Consider the following 15881-nt stretch of genomic DNA (forward strand, 5'->3'; position numbering starts at 1 on the left):
GAAAAGATGTCAAGCGCGATTTATTATTCAACGCTCTCGATCCATGCTGTCTTGGACGAAGCCGGCTGTCGGCGAGGCGACGGCGCCGCCATATCCGGTTCCCCGATATAGAGCAGTCCCAGCATGCGATCGTGTTCGCGTAGACCGAACGCCTTGTTCATGAGGGGATGATAACACGGCTCGCCCGTCCGCCAGACGGCCGCCAAATCAAGCGCGTGTACCGCGAGGAGCATATTCTGCACCGCCGCGAATACGGCGCCGTACTCCTCGATCTCGATGACGCCCGTTCGCTCCCGGGGCGCCACGGCCACCCCGATGACGAGCGGCGCGCGGAACGCTTTCTTCCGTGCCGCTTCGGCCTTCGCGAGGCTCTCTTCGCTATCCTTGTCCTGCTCGCCTTCCCGCGCGATGGCCGCATAGGCACCGCCCAGCTTGCCTCTGCCCTCGCCCGTCATGACGAAAAATTGCCAAGGCTCGGTCAACCGGTGATTCGGCGCCCATATGCCCGCTTCCAAAATTCGCTCGATCTTCTCGCGCGCGATCGGCTCTTGTTTGACCTTGCCTATCGATCTGCGGCCGTGTATCGCCTCGAACACTTCCATTGTCGCTCACTCCAGTCTTTCTAATTAGTCGGACACGCTCATCCTATTGTACCAAACCGGAGCGTTCATTCTCAATCGATTCTCAATTAGATCGCGCCTTGGTCCGCTAACTTTCGCCGGGGTCTGCATTAGGATTCGTCGCTCTCCACCAGCCGCTTAAGCGCATCCAGCTTATTGTCCCAATACCGGTCGTAGAATGCCAGCCATCGCTTCAGCTCCAGCAGCGGTTCCGGCTCCAGCCGGTAACGGCGTTCCCGTCCGACCTTGCGTTCCGTGACGAGCCCTGCCTCGGACAGAATGCGGAGGTGCTTCGAGACGGCGGTTCGGCTCATTGGAAAATGCCCCGTCAACGTCGTCACCGGGAGCTCCCGGTCGACGAGCAGCTGGAGCAGCGACCGCCGCGTCGGGTCGGCGATCGCCTGAAAGACGTCATGCTGCTGCTGCTTGTCCGGCTTAACGCTGGACATACTCGGCGAGTTTGCCTACGATGCCTTCCCAGCCTTGGGACATCGTGTCGCGCACCGCTTCGTGCGGTTGGCCGAATTCGGTTACTTGCTCGGCCGTCCAACCGGCGTGAATAAGCGTGAACGACGTCGCTTCGCCTTCGGCGGCAAGCTCGAACGTAAGCGTCCAGTCTTTCCCCCATGTGAACGACAACCGGTTCGGCGGATCGATGTCCGTTACTTTGCAGGGCGATTTGCCGAAGTGGCCCGCTTCCAGATGGAACTCGTGACCGACGACGGGTTCGAAATCATTCGGCATAAACCAAGCGGAGATGCCTTCGGCGGTCGCGACGGCTTTCCATACTTTCTCGATCGGCGCTTGCAGCGTGATCGTCTTGCGAATGTCGGGCAATGTTTGGGTGCTCATTTTTCAATCGCTCCATTTCTTATTGTTCATGTGATTCGAATGATCGAACGGACTTGGGCTTCAAAAGCGAAACCATTTGGTTTCATTTTATGCTTATAATAGGATACCATTCGGTTGCGTGTCAAGGGCATTTCCCGTCTTGGTCGGCATTCCCATAAATAAGGAAGCGCGACGCCGGAAACATTGAGCTGTGAAGTGCTATGATGGTGAACACATAGAGACTCATCGCAGCGCGGATTAACGCTTCGCGGACTACCGTTCTAGGAAGAAGGAGACGATTACGATGAGACAGCGATTGGAAGAATTCAAGGCCCGGCTGATCGAAGAAGGACGGCTGGCCGGACACGAAGACGTGCTGCTCGCGTTCGACCATCTGCTCGACGAAGTCGATACGCACGAGCAGGAACATCTCGTTAACAACGCCAAATACGGCATTGCCGGGTACAAGGTGGACCGCGGCGCCGAAGACACGTTCCGGGAGGAGATGTCCTGGATGCGGCAAGCCGCGTACCGCGTCATCGAGCGCACCGTCGCCGATCTGATCAACAAAGGGAACAAGCATTGGGAGAACTTTTACGATAAAGTCGATTAGCTTTAAGCGCGTCCCGGTTCCATGCGCGCGAAAGACCGCAGCTTGCGAGGGCCGCGGTCTTTTCATTTCTGCATCGGAACGTCGAAGTACATGATCAGAAACACGACGCAAACCGCGCATGCCGCGAGCGCCCATCCCTTCCTCCGGTCATGCAGCAGCATAACCGCGAACATGACGAAATAGAAGGCGACGGACCACCATAACGACCACCCATGTTCGTATGAAATATACCCCGTTAGCAGCCAAATCCCCTCTAACGCGCTATAACCGGCCACCCAGGCGAAATAAAAAACCAGCTGACGAACGCGCCGAAAGGGAAAAAAACGCAGGTATAGCAACGTCGTCGCCGGAAGCAGCACGAACGTATTCGTCATGTCCGCAGGCTTATGGGCAAGCAGAAAATCAGGGTGAAATTTCCAAGTCAAATAATCATGGCAGATAAAGTTGTAGAACACGTTCCAAAACGACACCAGCAGAATCGTATCGTAGTAATCCCGCCATTTGCGCCAAGTACCGGTTAACAAAACGGCCAGCGCAAACAGTACGTTCATGACCAGAATCATATCGGCCGCCTTAAACTTCTATATACTTGCCATATTCGGGCTTGGCCATTTTATCGAAATCGTCCGCAAGCCTCTTCAGGCCTGCAGCAAGTTCTTCTCCGCCGGCGGGTCGGCCATGTCCCGTTATGGCGAGTTGAGGCCGCAGCGCCGCCAAGCGCTCTACGGAAGCTTTGGCCTGCGTCCAATCGGGGGTGAAATAACGCGGCGGTCCGCTAATTTCGAACTGCTGGGTTACCACCTTGTACAAATACTCCTGCCGAACGGCGACGAACGCGTCGCCCGCGATCAGCGCCCGGTCCTTCTCTCGAAAGAAGGATACATGCCCCTCGGTGTGTCCGGGTGTCGCAATCCAGCGGAAGTCCGGCAGGAACGGTACCGTCCCGTCTTCAGGCAGTGGCTGCACATGATGACCGAGATCGATAGGCTCGTTCGGGAAAAAGCCGGACAGCTTCGCCACCATGCCGCCTTCCACGCTCGGATCCGGCTCGGGATAAGACTTGCGGCCCGTAAGATAAGGAAGCTCCAGCTCATGCGCATAGACCGGAACCCGCCAATGTTCGATAAGCTCGATGATTGCGCCCACATGATCGAAATGACCGTGCGTCAGCAAGATCGCGCTTGGCCGCGTATTGGCGCCGAACCGTTCCTCCGCCGCTTCGATGATCGCATCCGCTGACCGGGGCATGCCAGCGTCGACCAACACGTAGCCGTCGCGGCCCGGTTGTCCGACGAACGCGATATTCACGATCTGCACCGCATGGCAGTATAGATCCGCCGAGACTTCGACGCCTACCCCGCTTCGAACCGACGTTGCCGGAATATAACCGTAATCCTCTCCGTACGTCATCTCCTGATCTTCGCTCATGGCTGCTCCTCGTCTCCTTCTGGCTCGTTATGCACATGCTGCTGTTAATGTTCCACTTTTTGGCCGGGCTATGTATTCGCTTCATGAATATGCGCAATCAGTAGCGCCTACCCGCGCTCGATAACGTCAAAAGACTGCCTCGAAAGGCAGCCTTCAGAATCTTGTCGAAATTTCCCGGGCAATAAACGGATGCCGCAGCGTTATCCGGCAAGCTTCAATCTTGCCGGATCCATCGCGTCTCTAAGCAGGGAACGGAGCGCTGCAACCTGTTCCCCGTCCAACGCGGATTTTGGTACGATCACGGTTCGTGACGGTCCCATATATACGATCATAAAATCACGGTTCTCCGCCACTTTGAACACATCTTCCCATGACAGCATGCCGGTCCCCGAAGATTGTTCATACGCGATGCCTTCTACGGAAAACGCATAGCGCATTTCTTGCCGCAGCAGCCGATCCGAATCGAAGACACGCTTGCTTCGCAGCCACAAGCTGCCGTATGTCAGGCCATAGATAACGACGCTCAGCGCCACGGCACTCCCCGCAATAAGCGGAAGCGAGTCGGCCAGCGCGATATCCCGCATTAAATAAAGCACTACGCCGATATAACACGCGAAGTACGGCAGCAGCGAAGCCAGACGGCTCCGTATGCTGTGCCACAGGTTCAACCGAAAGTAATCGCGGTACGTTAATACGACGGAAACTCGAATTACTTGCATCTCTTGCATGAGTAAGGTCGCTCCTTCATTTTGTATACGTTACAAGTTTCGGCACATCCGGAGCGTTTCCTCTTTCCTCAATATTTTAACGCCGCCATCCTTTCTCTAGCGCGTAAGTAGAAATATCACGGCGTTCCATCCTTCGGCCGTGCGAATTCGCGCAGCATATAACCTGCGATATCGCCGGGCAACAGCACTTCCTCCGAAACGATCGTCTCCAAATAATCGAGCCATAAGCCGGGAGGCAGATCTTTGAGGACATCCCCCTGCGCATGACTCCTTGGAGTCATTTTGGCTGCCTATCATCCCGAGAGATGAGCGGAGAGGCGGATGGACGACTGTATTCGCCGCCAACGGCAGCAGGAGAGAGACATAGACTGAGTACAATATCACTCTGAAGGAGGCACGCGGATGATCAAGTCCCGCATCAGCACCCACCGGTTTCGCGTCGGCAAAAATTCGTACGTGGTCATCAACATTCATCAGACGACCGCGGCACGCACCGAAATCGGCAACGCGCTCGCGAGCAACGCGGTCAACGTGCAAATCATGAAACAAGCCAAAGGGCGCCGAGCCAAGTAACCCTTCCCATCGGCGGCCATTACCAAGGGTAGGAGGTGATCTACGCATGGGCAAGAAACACGGCAAACACCACGGTAAGAAAATCGTGAAAAAGAGTAACCGCATCGACGTGGAAACGAGCAAAACGAGCTTCCATGCCAAACAAACCGCGACCGCGTTCGTCGGCCAAGGCGGCAACTCCTTCGCGATCAATGCTAACGAGCTCGGCGTCATCCGCGTCCGTCCATAACGATCCTTAAATGCGCCGCAAGCGCGAAGAGCCTCTGCTTTCGGCGGGGGTTCTTCTTGTTGGCCGAACGATCCTCCCTCTATAGCCCTCTTGAGTCATATCCGAGCGATGGCGCGATGCGTTAAGATTTGGGCGCCTCGCTGCTGTTTGACCGGCTCGTGCTGCGGCAAATCCCGGCGGTGAAGGCTTGAATGAACTGAACGGGCATTAAGGATAGAGCCTTGCAGATTGGCGAAGCCGACCTGCAAGCCTTTTTGCCATGTGCCGCGGATGACTCCTCCGAGCCAGGCCGCGCTTCGATTCGCATGCCAGCGGTTTCCTCATCAGACGCGCGAATTTCACCGATTATTATTTTGCGCCCGGGAAACATTATTGGCAGACGACAACGCTTAGGAGGCGCACGGAATGACGATGGCGTACGGCATTGCCCTGCTGTTCGGCGGGCTTCTGGTTGTGAATGGGCTCTTCGCCTATCAAAGCAAACATGTCGATCCGGCCTTCTGGCCGACGGTCTGGTTCCAGTTCAAGTGGGTGCCGCTCATGTTCGCCGCCAATGTCATGATCGGTTTCGGCATCAAATTCTGCTACAAAACGACGGATAATCTGACGTTCTCCCTCTCGCTCGCCAAAGGGATCGAAATCGCGATCTGCGTGCTGCTCGGCTGGGTGTTCCTGCACGAGGTGCCGAGCTGGAAGACATACGCGGGCATGGCCGCCGTGGTGGGCGGGTTCGTGCTCATGAAGTGGGGGTGAACCTTCGCCTGCCGCGAACGCCAAAAAGACCGCATCGCTGCGGTCTTATGCTAATTCTAATACTTATGACGTCTAGCTCTTCATCCTTGGATCCAGCACGTCGCGTAACCCGTCGCCCATCAGGTTGAATCCGAGCACGGTCAGCATGATCGACAAGCCCGGGAATATAACGGTCCACGGCGCGTTGGCGATGAATTGGCGCGAATCGGACAGCATCTTGCCCCACTCCGGATCGGGCGGCTGCGCCCCCATGCCGAGGAAGCCGAGCGCGGCCGCCTCGATGATCGCGGTAGCGACGCCGAGCGTGCCCTGCACGATGACCGGACCCATGCAGTTCGGCAAAATGTGATGAAGCAAGATTCGCGGCGTCTTCATGCCGAGCGCTTTCGCCGCCGTGATGTACTCCTCGTTCTTGATGCTGAGCACCCTCGCCCGAACGAGACGCCCGAACACCGGCACGTTGACGATGGCCACCGCCACGAGCGCGTTCTGCAGGGACGGACCGAGCGCCGCCACGATCGCGATCGCGAGCAGTATGCCCGGGAACGCGAGCAGGATATCGAATGTCCGGGAAATGAGCATGTCCAGCCATTTGCCGTAGTAGCCAGCGGCGATGCCAAGCAGCGTGCCGGCGACAATGGAGCCGATGACAGAACTAATGCCCACCCAGAGCGAAATCCGCGTGCCGTATACGATCCGGGTATAAATATCGCGGCCGAGGTCGTCCGTGCCGAACCAGTGGTCGCCGCTCGGCTTCTGCAGCCGGTTCATCAGATCCTGCGCTTTATAATCATAGCTTGTCAGCAGCGGCGCCGCGATGGCGACAAGGACGAAGAAGACGATAATGCCGAGGCCGACAAGGGCCATCTTGTTCTTCCGAAAACTTCTCCAGCCTTCCAGCCATGGAGAGGTCGAAGCCGCCGCGCCCGCTTGCTGTGGTTGAAGGTTCGTTACGGTTTGAGACATGGCGCACTCCTCCTAATCATAGCTGATCCGCGGATCGACGGCCGCGTAGAGCAGGTCGATCAGCAAGTTAATCATGACGAAAATAAACGCGATGATGAGAATGCCCGACTGGATGACCGGATAGTCCCGCGAGCTGATCGCTTCGAAAATATACCGGCCGATTCCTGGCCAAGCAAAGATCGTCTCCGTCAACACCGCGCCGCCGAGCAAGAGCCCTGTCTGCAAACCGATGATGGTCAGTACCGGGATGAACGCATTGCGCAGCGCATGGCGGTAGATGACCCAGAATTGCGACAAGCCCTTGGAACGCGCGGTGCGAATGTAGTCGGAGCGCAGTACCTCGAGCATGCTCGAGCGCGTCATCCGGGCGATGATCGCCATCGGAATGGTGCCCAGCGCGATGCCAGGCAAGATCAAATGCTTGATCGCGGTCCACATCTGATCCCAGCGACCGGCGATTATGGCGTCGATGACGTACAGGTTCGTGACGGCGTCGATCGGATCGCGCGGGTTCATACGGCCGATGGACGGCAGCCAGTGCAGCTTCAGAGCGAAAATCCACTGTTCCATCAGACCGATCCAGAATATCGGCATCGACACGCCGATCAAGGCGATGAGCATGCACAAGTAGTCGAACCACGAGTTGTGCTTCCATGCGCTGATGATGCCGGCGTTGACGCCGACGAAGACGGCGAGCGCCATCGCGACCAGCGTCAGCTCGAGCGTCGCCGCCAGGTAAGGCCAGATTTCCTTGGCGATCGGCTCCTTCGTCTTGATCGACGTGCCGAGATCGCCCGTTACGAGCTTCTTCAAATAATCGCCGTACTGGACGTACAGCGGTTCATCCAGCTTCAATTCCTGCCGCAGCGCCGCCTTCGATTCCGGGCTTGCCTTCTCCCCGAGAATGACGTCAGCCGGATCGCCGGGAATGGCATGGATGATGGCGAAGACGATGATCGTCATGCCGAGCAGAACCGGAATGAGCATCAGCAAGCGTCGAACGGTGTAATTTAGCATGCAACCGTCACCCTTTTATTAGAAAGTAGAAGGCGGTAGGTGACCTACCGCCTCGCGTGGAGTCCAAACTTGCTGTTCTTATTTAAAGGAAATCGTGTCGTACGCTTCGGAACCGGTCGGCGACGGAATATAGCCGTCCAGGTTCGCTTTGCCCGCCAGCAGCGGCGTGGAGTGAACGAGCGGCACCCAAGGCGCGTCCGCTTTGATCAGCACCTGCGCTTGCTTGTACAGCTCTTCGCGCTTCGCCGGATCGGTCTCGGACTGGCCGGCTACGAGCAGCTTGTGCACTTCGTCGTTGCTATAGAAGCTGTAGTTGTTGCTGCCGATGCTGTCCTTGTCGAGCAGCGCGTACAGGAAGTTGTCCGGGTCGCCGTTGTCGCCCTGCCAGCCGAGCATGTACAGGTCGTCCTTGTCGCCCTTCTGCGTGTCGTCCAGGTACGTCGCCCACTCCGGCGAGACGATGTTCGTCTTCACGCCGATCTTCTCGAAATCCGCTTGGATCGCTTCCGCCACTTTCTTGCCGTCCGGCATGTACGGACGCGCAACCGGCATCGCGTAGAACGTCAGCGGATCCGGCAAGCCGTTCGGGTAACCTGCATCGGCGAGTAGCTGCTTCGCTTTCTCGAGGTCATACGGGTAATCCTGAACGTCGTCGTTGTAACCAAGCGTCGATGGCGGCATCGGGTTCTTCGCCGGCTCCGCAAGGCCGCCGTAGAACGCGTTGATGATGCCTTCTTTGTTGACCGCATGGTTAAGCGCGACGCGCACTTTCACGTTATCGAACGGCGCCTTCTTCAGATTGAAGCCGAGGTAGCCGACGTTGAAGGACGCGCGCTCGATCTTCTGCAGATTCGTATCGCCTTCCAGCTTGCTCAGGTCGTCCGGGTTGACGCCTTCCATCATGTCGATCTCGCCGTTCTGCAGCGCCGTGAAGCGCGCGGAGTTGTCCGGGATGACCGTGATGATGACGCGGTTCAGCTTAGGCAGACCTTCTTGCCAGAAAGTCGGGTTCTTCTCCACGGTGATGGACTCGTTGCGTTTCCACTCTTTGAAGACGAACGGGCCGGTGCCGACAGGCTCGGACTTGAACTTCTCCTTCTTCTCTTCGATCGCCTTCGGCGAGCCGATCGCGAACGCCGGCATCGCCAGGTTCTGGAGGAACGGCGCTTGCGGCTTGTTCAGCGTGAATTGAACGGTGGTCGCGTCGACCGCCTTCACTTCCTTGATGACGCGGCTGCCATCCGGACCGAACATGGAGTCGAAGTAGTCGAACGAATCGCCTTCGAATTTGAACGGGCTCTTCGGATCGAGCCAACGGTTGAAGTTGAATACGACCGCGTCGGCGTTGAAGTCGGTGCCGTCATGGAATTTGACGCCTTGGCGAAGCTTGAACGTGTACGTCAGGCCGTCCGGGGAATTCTCCCAGCTCTCGGCGAGCGCGCCTTCGACTTCCGTCGTGCCTTCTTTGTAGTCCAGCAGCGTGTCGAAAATTTGCTGCGTTGCCTTGAACGATTCGCCGTCCGTGACGATGGACGGGTCGAGCGCAGACGAGTCGCCGCCGCGTGCAACAATTAGCGTGTCTTGCGTGGAAGCTTCCGATGCCGCGCCGTTGTTCGCGCCTTCGGTGCCCGCGTTCGTATTCTCCGTCTTCGGCTGATTAGCCGTGTTGTTGCCTTCGTTGCTGCTGCAGCCGGCCAGCAAGACCGATGTCGCCAGCACGACGGCCACGCCGCCTTTCATCCACTGTTTGTTGCTCATGAGACCCACTCCTCTTAATATGATGTCGCTATGTATGATTGCGCGATCTCATCCTTGCCCTGCGGCGGGATAGAGATGACAAGCCACGAAATGATCGTCGCCCGTCTGTTGAAGCACGGGACGCTCGGTGCGGCACCGGTCGGTCGCGGCCGGGCAGCGGGTATTGAACACGCAGCCTGCCGGCACGTTCGCGGGGCTCGGCACTTCGCCCTGAAGCAAAATGCGTTCCTTCGCGGCGCCCGGCTCCGGTGACGGAGCAGCGGATAAAAGCGCCTGGGTGTACGGATGCTGCGGATCCCGGTAGAGCGAATGCTTGTCCGCGATCTCCACGATGCGTCCCAAGTACATGACCGCGACCCGGTCGCAGAAGTGCTTCACGACGCTAAGATCATGGGCGATGAAGACGTACGTCAGCTTGAAGCTTTCCTGCAGATCCTGCATCAGATTAAGAATCTGGGATTGGATCGATACGTCGAGCGCCGACACCGGCTCGTCCGCGACGATGAGCTTCGGCTTCAGCATGAGCGCCTTGGCGATCGCGATCCGCTGACGCTGGCCGCCGGAGAATTGATGCGGATAGCGGTCCAGCTGCGAGACGTTGAGGCCGACCGTGACGATCAGCTCCTCAACCAGCTTCTTGCGCTCCTTCGCATCGCCGATGCCGTGAACGATCAGCGGCTCCTCCAGGATTTTGCGAACCTTGTGCCGCGGATTAAGCGAAGCGAACGGGTCTTGGAAAATGATCTGCATCTCCCTGCGCTTGCGGCGCATCTCTTCCCTAGAGAGCTTCGTCACGTCCTCGCCTTGGAACAATACTTGTCCCGCCGTCGGCTCGATCAATCGCAGCAGCGACCGCCCCGTCGTCGATTTGCCGCAGCCGCTCTCGCCCACGATACCGAAGGACTCTCCTTCTTTCACCGCGAACGAAACGCCGTCGACCGCCTTGACTTGCCCAACCTCCCGCTGCATGAGTCCTTTGCGAATCGGATAGTAAGTGGACAATTCGTTTACTTCCAGTAAGTTCTGTGTCATGTGCTCGTCCCCTCTCTACCCGTTCAGCCAGCAGCGGGACCGGTGTCCCGCTTCCTCGCCCGACTGTACCAGCTCCGGAAGCTCGGCGGCGCAGCGGTCCATGGCGAATTCGCAGCGCGGCGCGAACCGGCAGCCCTGCTTGATCGTCCCCGGGAGCGGCACGCTGCCCTTGATGGAGTACAATCTGCGAACATCGTCTTCCATGCGCGGGATGGAGCGAATGAGCCCTTTGGTGTAAGGATGCTGCGGGTTGCGGAATACTTCCTCCACCGTGCCTTCCTCCACCACTTTGCCCGCGTACATGACGACGACGCGCTGGCACATCTCCGCGACGACGCCCAGATCGTGGGTAATCATCAGGATCGCGGTGCCCGTCTCCTCGTTCAGCTTCTTCATCAAATCGAGAATTTGCGCCTGGATCGTCACGTCGAGCGCCGTCGTCGGCTCGTCCGCGATGAGCAGCTCCGGCTCGCAGCAGAGCGCGATGGCGATCATAACGCGCTGCCGCATGCCGCCCGACAGACGATGCGGATATTCATTGACGATCTGTTCGGCGCGCGGAATCCCGACTTTCTTCAGCATCGCCACGGCGTGCGCCTTCGCGTCTTTCTTGCTGATCTTGCGATGAATGCGCAGCGTCTCGGCGATCTGGTCGCCGATCGTAAGGAGCGGATTGAGCGAAGTCATCGGCTCCTGGAAAATCATCGAGATCTCTTCGCCGCGAATTCGGCGCATCCGGCTCTCGCCGGCCTTCGCGATATCTTCGTCCTTGAACCGGATCGAGCCGCCCGCGATGCTGCCGACCGGCTTGGGCAGCAGCTGCATGATCGAGAGCGAAGTGACGCTCTTGCCGCAGCCGGATTCCCCGACGATGCCGACGATCTCGCCTTTGCGGATCGTCAGATCGACGCCGTCGACGGCGGGAATGACGCCCCGGTCCGTCTTAAAATGAGTCTGCAAGTTGGCAATTTCGAGTAACGTCTGACCCATTTTCTACCCCCTATAACGTGTCAACTCTATGTAAACTATGAAGACACCTGCAAAAAACTAAATTATGTAATATATCACGACTCAATTCGGTATTAATTTCTAATTTTTGCGTATTAACAGTATATTAATAGACTAAAAGTTATGTCAATTCATTTTTTTCATGAATTATGTGATATTAAATAACATTATTCTCGTTATACATATTTATTAATAATTATTCATCGTTATGAATATGGAATTAAATTACATAAAGAAAAACAAAGCACTTATCTCGCAAAACAGCTCGTCTAATTTGTATTTTTATAATAATGTCCTGCATAATAACGCTTACAAATTTAGGGATTTCCACAATTGACGCCGATCTGCTCGAATCTTCTCCGTCTTTCCATTCATATCCACCTTCACCTGCTCGTTCATGTCAATTGAAAGCGTTTGACGTTGAGACGGCAGCACGGTGCCCGAGTAAAGGTGACGGATTAGCTGACACTGAATCTCCTACTTACAGGGAATATTAGGATCTTGTTGTAACTAAGTGTCGCGATGCTCGGACTACTCCATTCTCCCTTAAATTGGAAATTCCGCCATCGTAGTTTAGGATCCTCCGACTTAACGACGGCAACCAAAAAAGCACCCTTCATTCGAAAATGAAAGGTGCTTTGCCGTCTTATTGCTGGCTCGTTTTCTCTTTGTACATCGCGTTCGTGTCTTCGACGTGCTTCTTGAAGTTGGCGTCGTTCTTGAACGTCTCGACGAACTTGTCCCAATCTTCAAGGCTGCTCTGGCCGATGATGACGTTCACGATCATGTCGAAGCGCTTCTTGTTCCAGTCCGCGCCTCTCTCCTTGAAGCCGTCCGTCGCCGGCAGGCCGTACGTCGGATCCGCGACCGCATTCGGCTTGATGGAATCGACGAGCTGGTGGTTGTACTCGCGCACGTCGGCCGGCATGCCCGCCGCTTCCGCGCGGCCATACTCGTTAAAGTAGCCGGAGAGCATTTGGTTCGTTTGACCGTAACCGGCCGCTTTGCCTGCGTCCGTCTGCGTAATGAAGCCCGCTTCGTCCACCGTGTAATCTTTGTCCTTGATGCCGTACGAAATCAGATCGTAGCCTTCTTTGGTCGCCGTGTAGTCGTAGAACTCCAGAATTTTCTTCAGCTTCTCTTCGCTGACTTTCTTGCTGACGAACAGCTGGCCGTAGAAGCCCGGCGCTTCGTTGTAGTACGTTTTGCCGTCCGCCGCGGCCGGGAACGGATACGCCTTGATGACGGCGTCCTTGTTCGTCTTGTTCAACTCGAACTGGAAGTTCCAGCCGTCGTTGACGTTGCCGTACCACATGCCCGCTTTGTTCTGCAGGATGTTTTCCTTGACTTGCACGCTCTTTAGTACCGGCATATCCGGGATGATGTTGCCCTTCTTGAACTCTTCGCTGAAGAACGCCAGGTTGTCCTTGAATTGCGGCGTCCACCAGTCCGGAATGAGCGCGCCGCTTCCGTCGTCCTTCCAGTTCGTGCCCGTGCCGAACATATAGTACGGCAGATTCGGATTCGGGGAGCCCATGAATACGGCGCCGTAGGTGTCATTCTTGCCGTTGCCGTCCGGGTCGTTCTGCGTGAACGCGGTCAGCACCTTGTCGAGTTCTTCCATCGTCGACGGCGCCTTTAGGCCGAGTTTGTCGAGCCAGTCCTGGCGGAACATGAGCGCGGATTGGCCGTTGAGCGGACGAACGCGCGGCAGCGACATGATTTTGCCTTTGTATTTCACGTTGCTCCAGATGTTCTCCGGATACGCGGCGAGGTTCGGATAATCCTTAATGAAGTCCGTCAAATCCCAGAAAGCGCCCTGGTCGATCGCATTGGCGTATGTCGGCGTCAGATTGAGGTCCTCGACGAACATGACGTCCGTCAGGTTGTTGCCCGCGAGCAGCGCCGTCAGCTTCTCGGTGATGTTGTTCGCCGGGATATAATTGACCTTCAGGTTGATATTCAGCTTCTCGTTGATCTGCTTGATCGCTTCCAGATCGTTCGGCGGCGATTCCGCGAACGTGATCGTCGTGATCGTAATATCGGTCGGCTCGGCTTTTGTCTCTTCTTTGCCGGCGTTAGCCCCTGCGTTCGATCCGCTGTTCGTTCCCGCGTTCGATGCCGCGCTATTGCCGCCGTTAGTATTATTGCCGCCGCATGCGGCGAGCGTTGTCAGCATAGCGGCGCAGACGACGCAGACCGCAAGACGAGTGTGAAGCTTTTTCATGGAATGACCTCCCTGGTATTCGTACATGATTTTGACCCTCTACCGTCGTGTTGCCCCACAATGTACCGGATACCACCACCTCTCAAGTATAGGGCAGGCGGACTAGCCTTTAACAGAGCCCACCATCATGCCTTGCGTGAAATATTTCTGCAGGAACGGATAGACGACGACGATCGGAATCGACGAGATGACGACCGCGGCCATCTTGATCACCTGCGGCGGCATGACCTGTTCGCTGCCGAGCATCTGCGCCACCGAAGGATCGGCGACCTGCGTCGAGGATTGGACGAGCATCAACTGCAGAATGACCTGCATCGGACGGAGCGCGTCGGAGTTGATGTAGAGCACGCCGGCGAAATACGTGTTCCAGTAGGCCACCGCGAAGAACAAGCCGAACGCCGCCATGGCCGACGCCGAGACCGGAATCATGATGCGGAAGTAGACGCCGATGTCCGAGCAGCCGTCGATCTTGGCCGCTTCCTCCAGCTCGTCGGGCACTTCCATGTAGAAGTTGCGCATCAGGAACACATACCACGCGCTGGTTAGCGACGGCAGAATAAGCGCCCAGATCGAGTCCATCAGCCCGAGCTTGTCGATGAGCAGATAGTTCGGGATCATGCCCGGGTTGAACAACATCGTGATCAGAATCGCGAACAGGATGAACTTCCTGCCTTTCAGCCGCCTTCTGGAGAGGACGTAAGCGAGCGAGCTCGTGACGATCAGGGAGAGCAGCGTGCCGCCGACGGCGAGAATGCCGCTGATGCCCATGGAACGGAGGAACGTTTTGGTCGACAAAATGTATTCGTACGACGCGAGACTCCACGTCTGCGGGATGAGCACGAACGACTTGCTGCCGTATTCGACCGGATCGGTGAACGAGACGAGAATGACGTACAGGAACGGCAGGAAGGTCGCCAGACCAACCAGCGTCAGAATGAGATACGTGAGGAATGTGACGCTCTTCGCGCCTTCGTGAATGCGGTTCAGTAGAGACCCTCCTCTCCGAATTTCTTGGCCAGCCGGTTCGTCAGGACGACGAGGATCAGACCGACGACCGATTTGAAAATACCCGCGACCGTCGCGTAGCCGAAACGGCCTTGCTGAATGCCGACCCGGTACACGTACGTATCGAAGACGTCCGCGACATGGGCGACCGGTCCGCTCATCATCAAGTAAATTTGCTCGAAGCCGACGTCCATCACTTGTCCTAGCCGCAGGATGAGCAGAACGATGATCGTGCTCTTGATGCCCGGAATCGTAATGTAACGCATTTGGTTCCAGCGATTGGCCCCGTCGATGCGAGCTGCCTCATATAAGTCTTGGTTGATGCCCGAGAGCGCCGCGAGGAAAATGATCGTGCCCCAGCCGGCTTCCTTCCATATGCTCTGCGCCGTCAGCATGCCCCAGAAGTAGTTCGGTTCGATCAGGAACGCGACCGGCTTGCCGCCGAACTGCTCGATCAGCTTGTTGACGATCCCGTCCGCCTGGCCGAAGAGCAGGAAGCAAATCCCCGCGATGACGACCCACGACAGGAAGTGCGGCAGGTACACGATCGTCTGCACGATCCGCTTGAACACCATAAGCCGAACCTCGTTCAGGAGCAGCGCCAATATAATCGGAATCGGGAAGAAGAAGACGATGTTCAGCAGGCTGATCGCCATCGTGTTGCGGAATAGAATCATGAAGTCCGGATTGCTGAAGAACTCCGCGAAATACTTGAACCCTACCCATTCGCTGTCCCAGAAGCCAAGGAACGGCGAGTAATTCTGAAATGCTAAGCTGAGGCCCCACATCGGAAAATACTTGAAGACTAAGAAGAACAGCAGACCGGGAACGGCGAGCAGGTACAAATATTTGTCCCGCTTGAATGCCTTCTTCCACTCGTGCAGCGCCCCCGGCTTGCTCCCGGGCTTCGCTTGCGACGGAAGATAGGCGGCTCCTTCCTGCACACGTTCGATTGGTAACGACAACTGAGCATCCCTCCGCTATTGGACGAGCCGGAATCGCTCGCTCCTTGTGATGTCTGCATCGTATCGCGCCGCCAAGAAACGCCGCAATGACCATTATTTGAGCGGATCTGCACGCATCGGGCGAGGAT

The 15881-nt window shown here is 56.7% G+C and carries 19 protein-coding genes; 4 read left to right on the forward strand and 15 right to left on the reverse strand.

The window, feature by feature from the left end; translation table 11 throughout:
- Nucleotides 1–23: 23 nt before the first annotated feature.
- The 3 genes from BCM02_RS08090 to BCM02_RS08100 form a co-directional block, all read right to left on the reverse strand.
- Entirely contained in the window at nucleotides 24–602 is a 579-nt protein-coding gene (locus BCM02_RS08090; RefSeq protein WP_148928535.1) for a nitroreductase family protein, read from the reverse strand.
- Nucleotides 603–730: 128 nt separating this feature from the next.
- Nucleotides 731–1069, reverse strand: a complete 339-nt coding sequence (locus BCM02_RS08095) for an ArsR/SmtB family transcription factor (RefSeq protein WP_148928536.1) — start codon at nucleotides 1067–1069, stop codon at nucleotides 731–733.
- Nucleotides 1056–1472, reverse strand: coding sequence for an SRPBCC family protein (locus BCM02_RS08100; RefSeq protein WP_148928537.1), 417 nt, complete (start codon nucleotides 1470–1472; stop codon nucleotides 1056–1058). The genes BCM02_RS08095 and BCM02_RS08100 overlap by 14 nt, the downstream gene beginning before the upstream one ends.
- Nucleotides 1473–1755: 283 nt before the next feature.
- On the opposite strand from BCM02_RS08100, the gene BCM02_RS08105 reads away from it, so the two are divergent.
- Complete coding sequence (locus BCM02_RS08105; RefSeq protein ID WP_148928538.1) at nucleotides 1756–2064, forward strand: hypothetical protein; 309 nt, start codon at nucleotides 1756–1758, stop codon at nucleotides 2062–2064.
- A 62-nt stretch (nucleotides 2065–2126) separates the two neighbouring features.
- Here BCM02_RS08105 and BCM02_RS08110 read toward each other — a convergent pair whose 3' ends face one another.
- The 4 genes from BCM02_RS08110 to BCM02_RS35170 form a co-directional block, all read right to left on the reverse strand.
- Nucleotides 2127–2627: a CBO0543 family protein gene (locus BCM02_RS08110; protein ID WP_148928539.1), complete on the reverse strand. Its 501-nt coding sequence runs from the start codon at nucleotides 2625–2627 to the stop codon at nucleotides 2127–2129.
- Between the two features lie 10 nt (nucleotides 2628–2637).
- Nucleotides 2638–3492 (reverse strand): MBL fold metallo-hydrolase, encoded by an 855-nt coding sequence (locus tag BCM02_RS08115; RefSeq protein WP_148928540.1) that lies wholly within the window; start codon nucleotides 3490–3492, stop codon nucleotides 2638–2640.
- A gap of 200 nt (nucleotides 3493–3692) precedes the next feature.
- Nucleotides 3693–4220 carry a YcxB family protein gene (locus BCM02_RS08120; protein WP_148928541.1) on the reverse strand — a complete coding sequence of 176 codons (528 nt, stop codon included), beginning with the start codon at nucleotides 4218–4220 and terminating at the stop codon, nucleotides 3693–3695.
- Nucleotides 4221–4336: 116 nt separating this feature from the next.
- Nucleotides 4337–4501: a hypothetical protein gene (locus tag BCM02_RS35170; RefSeq protein ID WP_187434066.1), complete on the reverse strand. Its 165-nt coding sequence runs from the start codon at nucleotides 4499–4501 to the stop codon at nucleotides 4337–4339.
- Nucleotides 4502–4622: 121 nt separating this feature from the next.
- On the opposite strand from BCM02_RS35170, the gene BCM02_RS35175 reads away from it, so the two are divergent.
- The 3 genes from BCM02_RS35175 to BCM02_RS08130 all read left to right on the forward strand — a co-directional run bounded on the left by BCM02_RS35175 (nucleotide 4623) and on the right by BCM02_RS08130 (nucleotide 5775).
- Nucleotides 4623–4793 carry a hypothetical protein gene (locus BCM02_RS35175; RefSeq protein ID WP_187434067.1) on the forward strand — a complete coding sequence of 57 codons (171 nt, stop codon included), beginning with the start codon at nucleotides 4623–4625 and terminating at the stop codon, nucleotides 4791–4793.
- 46 nt (nucleotides 4794–4839) lie between these two features.
- The gene (locus BCM02_RS08125) at nucleotides 4840–5022 is read left to right on the forward strand and encodes a hypothetical protein (protein WP_148928542.1); all 183 of its coding nucleotides are present in this window, start codon (nucleotides 4840–4842) and stop codon (nucleotides 5020–5022) included.
- Between the two features lie 405 nt (nucleotides 5023–5427).
- Nucleotides 5428–5775, forward strand: a complete 348-nt coding sequence (locus BCM02_RS08130) for a hypothetical protein (protein ID WP_148928543.1) — start codon at nucleotides 5428–5430, stop codon at nucleotides 5773–5775.
- Nucleotides 5776–5847: 72 nt separating this feature from the next.
- On the opposite strand, the gene BCM02_RS08135 is transcribed toward BCM02_RS08130, so the two are convergent.
- From BCM02_RS08135 to BCM02_RS08170, 8 genes are all read right to left on the reverse strand, one after another.
- Nucleotides 5848–6741 (reverse strand): ABC transporter permease, encoded by an 894-nt coding sequence (locus BCM02_RS08135; protein ID WP_148928544.1) that lies wholly within the window; start codon nucleotides 6739–6741, stop codon nucleotides 5848–5850.
- A gap of 12 nt (nucleotides 6742–6753) precedes the next feature.
- The gene (locus BCM02_RS08140) at nucleotides 6754–7758 is read right to left on the reverse strand and encodes an ABC transporter permease (RefSeq protein ID WP_148928545.1); all 1005 of its coding nucleotides are present in this window, start codon (nucleotides 7756–7758) and stop codon (nucleotides 6754–6756) included.
- Nucleotides 7759–7836: 78 nt separating this feature from the next.
- Nucleotides 7837–9516: an ABC transporter substrate-binding protein gene (locus tag BCM02_RS08145; protein ID WP_148928546.1), complete on the reverse strand. Its 1680-nt coding sequence runs from the start codon at nucleotides 9514–9516 to the stop codon at nucleotides 7837–7839.
- A 48-nt stretch (nucleotides 9517–9564) separates the two neighbouring features.
- Nucleotides 9565–10548, reverse strand: coding sequence for an ABC transporter ATP-binding protein (locus BCM02_RS08150; RefSeq protein ID WP_148928547.1), 984 nt, complete (start codon nucleotides 10546–10548; stop codon nucleotides 9565–9567).
- Nucleotides 10549–10563: 15 nt separating this feature from the next.
- Nucleotides 10564–11538 (reverse strand): ABC transporter ATP-binding protein, encoded by a 975-nt coding sequence (locus BCM02_RS08155; protein WP_148928548.1) that lies wholly within the window; start codon nucleotides 11536–11538, stop codon nucleotides 10564–10566.
- Between the two features lie 664 nt (nucleotides 11539–12202).
- A complete protein-coding gene (locus BCM02_RS08160; protein ID WP_148928549.1) occupies nucleotides 12203–13783 on the reverse strand; it encodes a type 2 periplasmic-binding domain-containing protein in 1581 nt (526 codons plus the stop codon).
- Between the two features lie 102 nt (nucleotides 13784–13885).
- Nucleotides 13886–14623, reverse strand: a complete 738-nt coding sequence (locus BCM02_RS08165; RefSeq protein WP_425466156.1) for a carbohydrate ABC transporter permease — start codon at nucleotides 14621–14623, stop codon at nucleotides 13886–13888.
- Between the two features lie 143 nt (nucleotides 14624–14766).
- Complete coding sequence (locus tag BCM02_RS08170; protein WP_148928551.1) at nucleotides 14767–15753, reverse strand: ABC transporter permease; 987 nt, start codon at nucleotides 15751–15753, stop codon at nucleotides 14767–14769.
- Nucleotides 15754–15881: the final 128 nt, after the last annotated feature.

The organism is Paenibacillus methanolicus, assembly GCF_008124765.1.
GTDB classification, from domain to species: domain Bacteria; phylum Bacillota; class Bacilli; order Paenibacillales; family Paenibacillaceae; genus Paenibacillus_Z; species Paenibacillus_Z methanolicus.

Coding starts and splice junctions, on each gene's coding strand:
- BCM02_RS08090 (WP_148928535.1), bottom strand. CDS start 602: ATGGAAGTGTTCGAGGCGATACACGGCCGCAGATCGATAGGCAAGGTC.
- BCM02_RS08095 (WP_148928536.1), bottom strand. CDS start 1,069: ATGTCCAGCGTTAAGCCGGACAAGCAGCAGCAGCATGACGTCTTTCAG.
- BCM02_RS08100 (WP_148928537.1), bottom strand. CDS start 1,472: ATGAGCACCCAAACATTGCCCGACATTCGCAAGACGATCACGCTGCAA.
- BCM02_RS08105 (WP_148928538.1), top strand. CDS start 1,756: ATGAGACAGCGATTGGAAGAATTCAAGGCCCGGCTGATCGAAGAAGGA.
- BCM02_RS08110 (WP_148928539.1), bottom strand. CDS start 2,627: ATGATTCTGGTCATGAACGTACTGTTTGCGCTGGCCGTTTTGTTAACC.
- BCM02_RS08115 (WP_148928540.1), bottom strand. CDS start 3,492: ATGAGCGAAGATCAGGAGATGACGTACGGAGAGGATTACGGTTATATT.
- BCM02_RS08120 (WP_148928541.1), bottom strand. CDS start 4,220: ATGCAAGAGATGCAAGTAATTCGAGTTTCCGTCGTATTAACGTACCGC.
- BCM02_RS35170 (WP_187434066.1), bottom strand. CDS start 4,501: ATGACTCCAAGGAGTCATGCGCAGGGGGATGTCCTCAAAGATCTGCCT.
- BCM02_RS35175 (WP_187434067.1), top strand. CDS start 4,623: ATGATCAAGTCCCGCATCAGCACCCACCGGTTTCGCGTCGGCAAAAAT.
- BCM02_RS08125 (WP_148928542.1), top strand. CDS start 4,840: ATGGGCAAGAAACACGGCAAACACCACGGTAAGAAAATCGTGAAAAAG.
- BCM02_RS08130 (WP_148928543.1), top strand. CDS start 5,428: ATGACGATGGCGTACGGCATTGCCCTGCTGTTCGGCGGGCTTCTGGTT.
- BCM02_RS08135 (WP_148928544.1), bottom strand. CDS start 6,741: ATGTCTCAAACCGTAACGAACCTTCAACCACAGCAAGCGGGCGCGGCG.
- BCM02_RS08140 (WP_148928545.1), bottom strand. CDS start 7,758: ATGCTAAATTACACCGTTCGACGCTTGCTGATGCTCATTCCGGTTCTG.
- BCM02_RS08145 (WP_148928546.1), bottom strand. CDS start 9,516: ATGAGCAACAAACAGTGGATGAAAGGCGGCGTGGCCGTCGTGCTGGCG.
- BCM02_RS08150 (WP_148928547.1), bottom strand. CDS start 10,548: ATGACACAGAACTTACTGGAAGTAAACGAATTGTCCACTTACTATCCG.
- BCM02_RS08155 (WP_148928548.1), bottom strand. CDS start 11,538: ATGGGTCAGACGTTACTCGAAATTGCCAACTTGCAGACTCATTTTAAG.
- BCM02_RS08160 (WP_148928549.1), bottom strand. CDS start 13,783: ATGAAAAAGCTTCACACTCGTCTTGCGGTCTGCGTCGTCTGCGCCGCT.